5 protein-coding genes are annotated in these 12195 nt (G+C 41.5%); 1 reads left to right on the top strand and 4 read right to left on the bottom strand.

What is annotated here, in order from left to right:
• Positions 1 to 6 precede the first annotated feature (6 nt).
• From ACYVAA_RS08735 to ACYVAA_RS08725, 3 genes are all read right to left on the bottom strand, one after another.
• Positions 7 to 3399, bottom strand: a complete 3393-nt coding sequence (locus ACYVAA_RS08735) for a SusC/RagA family TonB-linked outer membrane protein (RefSeq protein ID WP_460540603.1) — start codon at positions 3397 to 3399, stop codon at positions 7 to 9.
• Positions 3400 to 3549: 150 nt separating this feature from the next.
• A complete protein-coding gene (locus ACYVAA_RS08730; protein ID WP_460540601.1) occupies positions 3550 to 4554 on the bottom strand; it encodes a FecR family protein in 1005 nt (334 codons plus the stop codon).
• A gap of 569 nt (positions 4555 to 5123) precedes the next feature.
• Positions 5124 to 5783 (bottom strand): sigma-70 family RNA polymerase sigma factor, encoded by a 660-nt coding sequence (locus tag ACYVAA_RS08725; RefSeq protein ID WP_460540599.1) that lies wholly within the window; start codon positions 5781 to 5783, stop codon positions 5124 to 5126.
• 265 nt (positions 5784 to 6048) lie between these two features.
• Here ACYVAA_RS08725 and ACYVAA_RS08720 point away from each other — a divergent pair, with 265 nt between their 5' ends.
• Positions 6049 to 9213, top strand: a complete 3165-nt coding sequence (locus ACYVAA_RS08720; RefSeq protein ID WP_460540597.1) for a GH92 family glycosyl hydrolase — start codon at positions 6049 to 6051, stop codon at positions 9211 to 9213.
• Between the two features lie 504 nt (positions 9214 to 9717).
• Here ACYVAA_RS08720 and ACYVAA_RS08715 read toward each other — a convergent pair.
• Complete coding sequence (locus ACYVAA_RS08715) at positions 9718 to 11529, bottom strand: DUF3472 domain-containing protein (RefSeq protein ID WP_460540595.1); 1812 nt, start codon at positions 11527 to 11529, stop codon at positions 9718 to 9720.
• Between the last annotated feature and the right edge of the window lie 666 nt (positions 11530 to 12195).

Here is a 12195-nt window from a genome sequence, read left to right as displayed (position 1 = left end):
CTGGAATTAGAAAGTGGCATTGATATTAAACCCGTAGCTTCTAACTGAAGGAGTTTGTAAGTTAGAGCCCGACTCATCGTTGGTATATTGGTCTAAATCAACAAATGGAGTACTGGCCCAATAGAATAAGTTCCTCCCGATTAAGGAAATATCTGCTCTTTGCAAAGGCGTTCTTTTTAACAATGGCGCTGGCACTGAATAGGTAAACACAACTTCTCTTAGTTTTAGGAAGGCCTTTTTCATGACCATATTCTCTGTTTTGGGATAGAAACTTCTAGCCCAATCCTGGTAAAATAAAGCAGTGGTATTAGGAGCAAACTCCCTGGTGTCAGATATAATATTTCCTTCACCATCATAGTTGATTTCTCCACCTGTCACTATAACGCCAGGCCCAACCATCGTCTTTTCTCCTCTCTCAACTGCGTCTTCCCTCTCAGGAGTTACAGAGTCTGGGTGACGTCCTGACCGCCACAAATTATATTCTATATTGTTAAATATGGTTCCTCCTACTCTCCCGTCCAGAGAAGCCGAAAGTGTCATGTTTTTATATCTGAAGGTATTGGTAATTCCTCCAAACCAATCAGGCCTTATGTATCCCAAGAATCTTGCATATGGATCATTTTTGGGAAATCCATTATCGTTATAAACCACTTCTCCCTGAGGTGATTTTTCAAATGCTGTTCCCCAATACTGGTCGGTACGTTCACCAACCTTGATATATCCAAGCTTTTCTTCCTCTCCATACACGGATTTGAGATACTCCCGCATGGTGGCCCAGTTGATGGCCGTGCTCCATGAAAAATTCTTTTTCTTGATCAAGTCAAGGTTCAAAGAAACTTCCCATCCCTTACGTTCGAACTCCCTGCCACTCACTTGGCGTTGATCAAACCCTGAGGCTTCTGATATGGGTAGGGAAAATACTTGGGGACCATCAACAGTGTTGAACTTGGCAATATCCAAGTATATTCTGTTGTTTAAAAAGCCAAATTCTGCTCCCCATTCAAAGGAATTACTGAATGGAGGCTCTATAAGGTTTGCATCATATAAAGTACCCGTAAAACGTAATGGTGTCATACCATTCCATTTCGAGCCTTGGGAATATAATGGGGTGTAACTGTACAATGGAAGATCACTACCAACGCTGGCATATGCGCCCCTTACTTTCACCATACTGATCAGGTTAGGCAGTTTGATCATCTCACTGACAAGCACACTCCCTGAAATGGAAGGATAGAAATATGCATTCTTACTTATTGGCAAAGAACTGGATTTATCCCACCTTCCTGTCATTCCTAGAAATAAGAACGACTTGTAGTTTAAATCTAATGTTCCATAGAAACTTAATACCTGTTTATGGCTTTTAAAGTTGGTAGGGGAGAAAGGAAGAACAGAATTTTGAAGGGTATATACCCCTGGAACATTAAGTCCACCATCAGTTCTTGCATATAAATTTTCCGAATTTAAATACCTAAAGTTACTTCCTCCAGTAGCACTGATTTCAAAGTTCTGGGAAAGCTGCTTTTGGTAACTGATAAGAAAATCTATATTATTCTCTAAATATTTGTCATAAGTCTCCTCAAAGCCACCAACATAAGTCCATGGTCTGTATTCCATCGTTGAAAGTGGATACTTGTTTTGGCGGTTGAGGTAGGTGAAACTAGTATAGTTTCTTATATGGGCTTTTAAATTTTCCGTAATGTCAAAATTTAACCTTAAGTAGCCATACATGTCATCCTTGTAATATCCTCTAGTCTGTTCGTAGGCAACAAAGTACGGGTTGTTGTATTGGAAGTATTCGACATTTTTTTGTTGGATTCCTTCTTGTCCTGGAAGCCAATAGTCTTGTAAGTCTCTTACATCATAATGGGATCCCTGCCAGATTAAAAGATTATAAATAAAACTTCTTGGACCGTAGTTTACGTTGGGGTAATTGTCGGTTTCCTGCCTGTTATAATTGATGTTGGCATCAACCCAAACTTTTTCACCCAGCTTCTGTAAACCGGATAGATTAAAGTTATAGGTCTTTAAATCGGTATTGGGCACCAAACCTTTTTGGTAAGTGTTCGATAAAGAAAAACGGATATTTCCTTTGTCATGGTTGGAAGCTACGGTTACGTTATTGGTGTTGAGTAATCCTTCTCTCATAAAGTTGGTCAGGTTGTCTTTTCCTTTAGGTAAAAAGGGAGTAGCAATTCTTTTACCCGTTTCTGGATCTATTGGTGAATCCCATTGAGGAATAAGTTGGCCATTTAATTTAGGCCCCCAGATGTTATAATCGTAATAATTTATTCCGCCTTCACCTCGTGGGCCATCACCGAATGCGTATTTCCCATAGTTTCCTGGTCCATATACATGCTGAACATCAGGAATAGCAATGAAACCATTTTGGAATTGGGTACTGGAATTAATTTCTACTGTAAATGGATTACCATTCGAAGCTCCTCGTTTTGTGGTTATCTGTATAGCACCATCACGTCCCCTTGATCCGTATAAGGCTGCTGCTGTTGGACCTTTTAGGACAGAAATTGATTCAATATCGTCTGGGCTGAGGTTCCATGAATCTGAATTAATAGGGACACCATCCACTACTATTAGAGGTTGTTTGCCTCTTAACCTTATTTTAGGATCTCCAAATAAATCAGGGGTGTTTGAAATTTGTAAACCAGCGACCCTGCCTGTGAGACTTCCCATGGCATTGGCATCTCTAGCTTTGGTCAACACATCTCCTTTTACTTCTTGGATAGCATAACCAAGTTTGGCCTTGTCCTTTTTGATCCCAAGGGCGGTAACCACCACCTCCTTCATCCCCAAAGCTGACTCTTCCAAGGTCACATTAATCTCCACCCTATTTTCAATAGGCTCACTATGTGTCTCAAAGCCTATAAATGAAAACAGCAAGGTGTCGTAAGGGTCCGCTTTTACATGGTATCTCCCCTCTATGTCGGTTATTGATCCAGTTTGAGTTCCCTTTACCTTCACTGTTACCCCCGGTAGTGGCATACCATCCCCACCAGACAAAACTTTCCCAATTATTTCTAATCGGATCGGTTCAAGGGACTTTTTGGAGCTCTCAGGCCTAAATTTCCGAAGGGAAATATTATTATTGACCTGTTGAAAGCTCAGCCCTGTCTGTCGGCTGATGTCTAATAATAGCTTTTCAACAGACACCTTGGAATAATCAACTGAGATCCTCTCCCTCAAGTAATTTTCCTTCTCTTGTAACGTAAAATGAAAATCTGATTGCCTCTCGATTTCCTTGAGCACATTGATCAACTTTTCCTTTTCAAAGGAAACACTCACATAAACTTCATCGATTTTTTGGGCTTCAATTTTGTGGGCGAGTACCACGTTTAATAGTAGCATCTGAAACAAAAAACCATATAGGGTATATTTTGTCATTTTCAGAATTAGTAGTAAAGGTTTTTTTTCCATAATTTTGGGTTGTTAAAGTACTGACTAGTATTTTGATAGGTTTAACCAATAAGCGACCAAACCTTTGGTTAAACCGGCCCAGAATCAGCGGGGCGCCATCCTGCTGATTCTGTTTTTTTAGAATTGGATGTTTATGCTGTCTTCTTTTATCTCATAAGTAAAGTGTTTAGCGTATTGTAAATCGGTTAATATATTCTTCAATGTCTGACCATCGTACACCGTGGTCAAATGCCAATCTTTAGGGATCTCACCATGCACATCGATCTGCACCCCAAACCACCTTTCAAGTTTTAACTTTACCTGATCAAAGCTGGCATTTCTAAAGCTGAGTTTGCCCTCTTTCCATCCGATCACCTCCAGCGGGTCAAAAGGCCTTTCTTGAAAGTGGTTGGTGGATTGCACCAAGTTCGCCTCCCTTCCGGGATTTAATATCAAGCGCTTATTGGATTGCCCTATCTGCCGGACCTCCACTTTCCCTTCTATCAGGGACACGCTCAATTCGTCTTGGCCTTCATAGGCATTCACATTAAAAGCTGTGCCCAAGGCAACGGTTTCCAGCCCTTGGCTTTCCACCACAAAGGGTTTTTCTTTATTTTTCACCACTTCAAAATAGGCCTCTCCGCTTAGCAGCACCCTCCTTTCATTTCCGGAGAATCCTTCCCGGAATTTTATCTGGGAGGCACTGTTCATATAGGCCACCGAGCCATCAGGCAGGAACAGTTTTGTTTTTTGCCCGGATGGATTTTCCCTTATTACATAAGTTGCCTGAATGATTTCTGTGGGTAAGGTTTCGGAAGAATGGAGATAATAGTAAAGACTGCCGGAAACGCCGATCAGGATCAGAATGGCCGCAGCATACTTCCAAATGGCTTTCCATGGGGAGATTACGCGGGCCTTTTCCCCCATACCTGCTTCCCAAATCGTGTTGATTTTTTCATCTGCATTTACCAAGACAGGTTCAGGGCTTTTCTCAGCCCAAGCCTTTTGTAAAGTTTCCAACAAGGCCAGGTTCTGCTCACTATCCGCAGCCCATTGCTTGATGCTTTCCTTTTCCTCCTCGCTGGCATTGCCAGAAAGCCAGTCCGTCAATAGCTTGTCAATATGGTTTTCATCTGTGCTCACATTATAAAGACAATCCTAAAAAGGAAAAGGCGTAATGGGTAGTGAAGTTTTTTTGAAAAATTTTCTCTATATGATTTATATTGAATACCGGATTTGATTGTGTTAGCAAAATATCACCATAATAATCAATTCATACTTTGTTACTTTTTTGCTTCAGGTCAAAAAAGTAACCAAAAAACCCCGCCGCTATGCATGTATTTGCCTAAAATTAAAGCCCTCCCTCATGCAGGCAAACTCCTCCTGCTAAGCTGCCAATCACCTTTTTGATCAGCATTTCGTCAAACAAGCCTGCCTTCTTGCTTGCCCACTTCTTTAATTTCTTAACGCCCAATACCTGCAAGGCGGATTAACCTACACGTTTACATAATCCTAGACGGATTTTGTTCAGGCTATTGTTCATAAGAACGTTTGGCCCCATGACTTCATATAGAGCAAAAAATACATTAGCCGCTTTTCTGCTAGTAGAACACTTTATTGAGAATTTCAAGGTCTCAAAAAAATTCGTGTAAATCCGTGTAAACTTGTCCGCCGTGGTGGATTCGTGGACTCCCTATCTTAAGCCTTTAAAATCAAACACCCTCCCCAATCCTCACTTCGGTGAGGAATAAGGCCAGCCAGACCATATTGGCTTTTCTGTTGAGCGGGATGATTTTGGTCGCTTCGTCCTTGGAAGAGAGATAATCCGTGATCCCCAGCCTCAGATCCTTAACGGCCAGTTCCAGATGCTTTTTCACGGTCTTGTCCGCTATGTCCAACAACTTGGCCACTTCACTGATTTTCAAGCCCTCATCTTTGATCATTTTGAACACGAGCTTTCTTTTGTGTGGCAATTTCTCCACAATTTCAGTAATGACAGTTCTAAGTTCTTTGGTCAACAGCTCCTCTAAAGGCTGGGTATACTCACCGGTTTTGACATCTTCAAAATCTATGGGAGTGAAAAGTTGGTGTTTTCTCAGGTCCTTCTTGAGTTGGTTCAGACACTGGTTCTTAACCGAAAAATAGATATAGCCTTCAAAGTTTTCAATGTTCTTCAAAGTGGAATGCTTTTTCAGCAGCTTTATAAAAACTTCCGAAACCGCATCTTCTGCCTCCTCATAACTGGACAAATAACAAAGTGCAAAAGAAACCAGTTTGGAATGATATCTTCTAAAAAGTTCACCGAAGGCCTTCTTATCGGCAGATTCCGAAATTCTCAAAAGGAGTTCTTTATTGGTGATTGCACTTAACATAATCCATTTTTAATGTCCCGTTTTGGTCATAATAAAAAAATCATCAAAATATTAAATTTTAAAAAACATGTACAAGGTAATGTAATTGCATTAGTAATGCTACGAAAAGCGATTTTTTCACCTGCAAACCCATTAAAGGCCTATGATATAGTAAAACAATTTTAAAATGTATAAACATAGGTACATTTGATTCATTTTGAACTATATTTGAAATGATTCAACCTAATTGGTTCCATTGGGACCTATCACCTTTACCATAAATCTAATGAAACAATTTTTCTACAATATACTTCTCCTTTTTATCAGCACATTTGCCATTAAGGCCATCGCCCAGACTTCTGATCAACAACTGCTTTGGAATATCGGACTGAAGGACAGTTCATCCCTTGAATTTGCCCTCTCTCCAAATCATTTCCAGGATTTTGTACCGGAGGGCTTTGGAGGCTCAGCCCGCTATTATGTAGTGGGTGAGTCATCGCCTGAGCAAGACTTTCCCTACCTACTGCCCGGTCCAAAAGATGGATTTGCTGGTTATGGCTATTGGGCAGGGCTGGCTTTGAGTCAGTTGCCTATCTATTTCAATATAACCGAACTTCCACTATCTGGTAGCTGCACCGTCCATATCGATATTCTGGCGGTCAATTCCATTCAAGCACCTCTGTTCCGATGCACGGTAAACGGAAAAAACTTTGACCACCAACTAGAGAAGGGATTATCACAGTCACCCGAAAATGTGCAAGAAAGCCCACAGCAGATTTCATTTACAATGCCTGTTTCCATTTTAAAAAAAGGCATCAATGAAGTGACCTTTCAAAACATGACCGGTAACTGGTCTACCTTCGACGCCATTAATTTCTATGGACCAAAGGAGCTTAAAATAAAAGCACCGGGCAAAACCTTGATTCACGCTGTCCAGTTTGCCGAAAAGGAACTCAAAACTGAAACAGGTACCAGCCTTCCCCTTCAGGTGGAAATCCGTCACACAGGTAAAAAAACAGCTGCCCGGGCCATCGTCGATGGGATAAAAAAGGATTTGCTTTTGGAAGAAGGGCATTCCATTCTGGAATTTGAATTCCCCGCGGTCGATAAGAAAACCATGTCCTCTGTTCAGGTATTTATAGATGGAAAACTTCATCACGAATCCCAATTGGAACGCCACCCTCAGCCTTTAGTGACGCCTGCTGATTATGTGGACCAATTTATGGGCACCAGTGGTTCCCGCTGGATGATTACTCCAGGCCCAAGACTCCCTATGCCTATGGTACAGCTAAGTCCAAACAATGAAGCCTCCGTATGGAAAGCCGGTTATGAATACCAGATCGAAAACCTCTCTGGATTCAATCACAGCCAGGAATGGACTGTAGCTGGCTTTCTGATGATGCCTACAACTGGCAACTTACAAACCCAACCGGGGCCTGAGCACCACCCTGACCTTGGTTACCGTTCCCGAATCAATAAACCAACTGAAAAAGCGGAAATCGGCCAGTACAGTGTAGACTTAACAGATTACAATATTCATGTAGACCTCACTGCCACGACAAGGGCCGGTTTGCAGCGGTATATTTTTCCCAAATCGGAATCTTCCCGAGTTTTGATTGATGCTTTTCCAAACGCTGAATACGCTTATAAAAATGCAGAAACAAAAATAACCCGTGTCGGAGACCAGAAGATAGAAGGCTATGTCCATCATATTTGTGACAAAACAGGATACGTCCTTAGCCAGGATTATAAACTCTATTTTGTCCTCGAGTTCAACAAGCCTTTCGAAAGTATGGGCGGATGGCTGGACAAAGCGGACAGCTTCGAAAAATTGGGCCATGGCAGCACCTTCCAATCCATTGTACAGGACGTGCAGGAAATTTCAGGTTCTGGATCTACCGGAGCCTTTATCAACTTTAAAACCGAGAAAAACGATACCATCTTGGTAAGAAGTGCTATCTCCATGGTGAGTATTGAAAATGCCTGGCTGAATCTGGGAAAAGAAATCACCGAACCTTTTGATTGGGATTTTGAAAAGGTGATTCAGAACCAAAAAAATCACTGGAATGACTATTTGGGAAGGATAGAGATAGAATCCAGCGACTATTTACAAAAAGTGAAATTTTACACCAACCTTTACCGTGCATTGTCCGGCAGGGTGGCTTGGGGAGATGTAAATGGCCAATGGGTAGACATGAACGAAAATATCCAGACCTTTCAGGACCCAAATCAAAGGCTTTGCTCCGGGGAATTCTGGAACACCTTCTGGAATGTCCAGCAGCTCTTCCAGCTCATTGCGCCTGAATTTTCTTCCATGCAGGCGAAAAGTTTAATCGAATTTTATGATAAGGGAGGATGGTTATCAAAAGGTATTTTCGCGGGAGAATATACCAGTGTCATGGTTGCTGAACATGGCATTCCCTGGATTGTAGGGGCCTGGAATGCAGGAATCAGAGATTTTGATTTCGAAAAAGCCTATCAAGCCATGTACAAAGCACAGACCGAACTTCCTCAGGCCTCACACCCTGGCGGAGGACGTGTGGGAAATGAAAGCCTCGAAGATTACTTGAAATACGGGTATGTACCCAGGCAAACAAAAGTCTATCAGAGCTATATATCCAACACCCTGGAATATGCCTTTGACGACTGGTGCCTGGCGCAGGCAGCCAAGACCTTGGGAAAAGAGGAGGATTATAAAACGTTTATGAACCGTTCAGACAACTGGCGTAATATCTTTGACAAGAACACCGGGTTTATGAGGCCTAAAAATTCCGACGGCACATGGGTGGAACCTTATGATCCCTATCACACCCCCGGGTTTGTGGAAGGAAACGCATGGCAATTCAGTTGGTTTGTCCCGCATAATGTCCACGGATTAGTGGAAGGCATTGGAAAAGAACGCTTCATCACCCGCTTAAACGAGGCGATGGAGGAATCCCAAAAAGTAAACTTCAATGCTTTGGGAGACAACTTTTCCAAATATCCCATTAATCACGGCAATCAGCCCAATATGCAGTCTTCCTACTTATTCAACTATGCAGATGCTCCTTGGCTTACCCAAAAATGGACCAGGGCCATTCAGGAGAAGTACTACGGCATGGGACCAAGGGATGCCTACCCGGGTGATGAGGACCAGGGCCAAATGAGTGCCTGGTATGTCATGAGCACATTAGGGCTGTTTCAGATGGATGGGGGAGCTTCATCAAGTCCTTATTATGAATTGGGAAGTCCCCGATTCGAAAAGGTAACCCTCCATCTGAGCGACAACTACTATGGGGGCAAAACCTTTGTCATCAAAGCAGAAAATGCTTCCAGGGAAAACAAATATATCCGTTCTGCGGCCATAAACGGAAAAAAACTGAACACATGGCGTTTTCCTCAAAAAGAGCTTATAAAAGGTGGAATACTGAAGCTTGAAATGAGTGATTCGCCCACTATGATAAACCGATAGGTTCTCATAGTAGGCGAATCATATACTATTCACAATTTACTACAAATAACTATTTGCTCTTTTCAATCAACAAAACCCATTAAATCACCTGACTATCAGTGATTTGAAGGAGTCATTAGTAGAACAAAATGCTTAACAGAAATCCTTCTGAAGGCCTTTGGAGCATTCGGTTTTGGGACAGGTTTAGCCTACAGCAAATGTCACAAAATCAAATTGAGATAAACTGATTGTAATCCAAAACGAATTTACTCAATTTGAAGGACCTGTCCCGACCACTGCACGGGATGCTCCATGGCCTAGTCCCGAAAGCTTTCGGGATGGTTCTTTTCATCAATGGAAATGCACAGCATTCATGAAGACCACCAAGAACAAAACAATACCTGAATAAAAGAACAGAAAAACAATAAGAACCTTATAAGATTTGATTATATGTATCATTGCGGATACACCTATTAAATTACGCGCTGCTTTAGAAAACACTTATTTATTATCAACATTTCATCTCTAACGGGTAAATGGCATTATTTCCGCCATTGACGCATTCTCGGTACCATCATAGGATGATTTGGCGATAAATTTAAAGTACCTGTAATTTTGTGTGACAGGAAAATCAATATCCTGTGGTGAAGCCGTTTTTTGTAAAACAAAATCACCTAAGCTTGCCCAGCCCGAATTATCATGACTGACCAGTATTTCCACCTCTTTTACCGACCTGATAAGTGACTGTCTTTGAACAAACCTAAATCCATCAAAATCATTATTCTGCCCCATGTCCACAGTTATCTGGTGAGGGTAGGATGCCACACAACTTCCGCTCCAGCAGGAATGCCAGTAGGTATTTACATCACCATCTAGAATGTCCGCGGCTCTTCCCGTGCTTCCTTCCCCTCCTTGGTCTTCCTGCGTGCTGTAACCGACCACTGACCAAGCTGTTCTGTCCAAAATTGTTGGCTCTGCGGGAAGAGTGGGCACTTCTAATTGCGAAAAATCAATAATCGGAGCCGTTCCGCTAGCGGATCTGGTAAAGGAGGTATTGGGCACTTCATTGTCACTGAAAAAACCACCATTCCTCAAATAAAAACTATTAGGGCTGGCCCCAATTCCTCCATCAAAATCCAGTCTGATGCCGCTCGTTTCGGAACCATCTGTTGTAAACAATGCTGTAGTTAACTCTCTCCATGTCCCTTGGGTATCATAAACCCATTGATTGGTATATTCTACTTGTCTGGTCTCATCCCCCATGGTAGTATCAAAATTTTCCAAAAATGAGTGTAAACCTGTTAAATGAGCACTTCCAGGATACGGTCTTCTCCAGCTGGCTATGAGCTTCCACTCGCCGACTTCAGGGGCAAAGAAATAGGCGGTATAATCGGTCGCATTGTTTACAACAGATTCACCTTTTAATAAAAACCTATAGGTATTGCCTGCCACCCACGGATAGATCATGGAACTCTGTCCGCCTGAGCCCTCATTACCAAATTCCCCTACATAAACACCATCACCATATCCCAATAGCTCCACCGTATATTCTTCAGGAACCTCATTAGGGTCATTTGTATCGTATGCGCTCCAAACAGAAAATAATATTCGCCTTTCTGTGGCACTATTTACCTGCATGCCAAAATAACCGTCTGAAAAACCATCCGCCATGAAATAAGAACCAACAGGATCTTTCCCTACAGGAACAGTCAATTCATTGTAAAACCAGGTAATGTCTTTATTGGTGGGCGCCGTATAAGATAGATGTACAGATGGCCCTCGCCTTCCCCAATAAAATGACTCCACATAAGAAATGTTTGAGGACCAGGAATTGTCGCCCAGCAAGATGTTTGAGATTTCACCAAAAGAGCTTCCGTTGGTAGAACCCCCTTCCAGCTCCACATAATAATAGCCAGTTTGGCTAATTTCTACGGAACCGACATAATGTTTTTTGAAATTCGCAGAAGCAGGAAAAGTATGTTCTTGAGTCACCCCATTTAGCGTAACTTTTAAAATAGTATCGTCGGAGAACTTTCCCAAAATCCCAAAATCAATGGTTCCCGTTGATTTTGCATAAAAATAGGTCCGGATCTTATCATTGGAATCTGTCCAGTTTTTTATCCCACCAGCAACTATAATATTATTCGTGGCAGTTGGGTTGTCATAAACCCAACTATTCCCTTCACAGGGAACAGAAATGGTCAGTTTGTTTACAGACTGCCCCCCTTTGGCATCTGCGATGTCCTCTTTTTCGGATTCATTTACTGTTTGATCTATACTACAGGAAACAAGCTGTAAAAAGATTACCATGTAAAAAAGGCGAAGCAATTTTCTCATAATTAAGTTATTAAATGGGTTTATAATAATATTGGTTCTAATCACTTAGATCTGTAGAAAATGAATGCAGAAAATTTTTCGTCACTATCTATATAATACCCTTTATTTATCCGTGTTTCTTTTGGAACAGGTACCACTTTACACCTTAAATCACCCAAGAGGTAATTCCCGCATTCTTTTAATCATAAATACCCAAACCGCTGAAATTACTCCCTGATTTTTAAAAAAATTGCCCCCATTTGATCTTTCCTTTTTTAAATCTTCTAGGTTAAAAGAGATCCCAAAAAAATGCCTCCCGGAACAACAAATATATCTGTACTACCACGCTTAGCGGCAAAGCCACTGAATCCATGGCGATTTCGGCAGCTTGAATTAATTAAAGGAGGAATACCCACCATTGAAATGGGTGATTCTCCTCATAAGTAACAAACCCTTTTGTGATTATTTTAAACTATGACCTTATGTAAACTGTAGCTAATAAACTTGCAAAAACCTTAAGCCCTTTGTCACCTCCCTTTGATTGATTGCGGGTAGATTTTTGGTATAAGTAGATTTCAAGGGAGAACTTTACCCAAGATAATGTATAGAATTACGTAATCGCAAGCGATCAGAAATCCTATACCCCTATACAGCCTCATTTTTCTATTTGATAAAAAGCGTAATTCG

Source organism: Echinicola sediminis (assembly GCF_054777495.1).
This window is presented reverse-complemented; position numbering and strand designations above follow the sequence as displayed.

Excerpts from the sequence above, each read along its gene's own strand:
- ACYVAA_RS08735 (WP_460540603.1), bottom strand. The coding sequence starts at position 3,399 with ATGACAAAATATACCCTATATGGTTTTTTGTTTCAGATGCTACTATTA.
- ACYVAA_RS08720 (WP_460540597.1), top strand. The coding sequence starts at position 6,049 with ATGAAACAATTTTTCTACAATATACTTCTCCTTTTTATCAGCACATTT.
- ACYVAA_RS08715 (WP_460540595.1), bottom strand. The coding sequence starts at position 11,529 with ATGAGAAAATTGCTTCGCCTTTTTTACATGGTAATCTTTTTACAGCTT.
- ACYVAA_RS08725 (WP_460540599.1), bottom strand. The coding sequence starts at position 5,783 with ATGTTAAGTGCAATCACCAATAAAGAACTCCTTTTGAGAATTTCGGAA.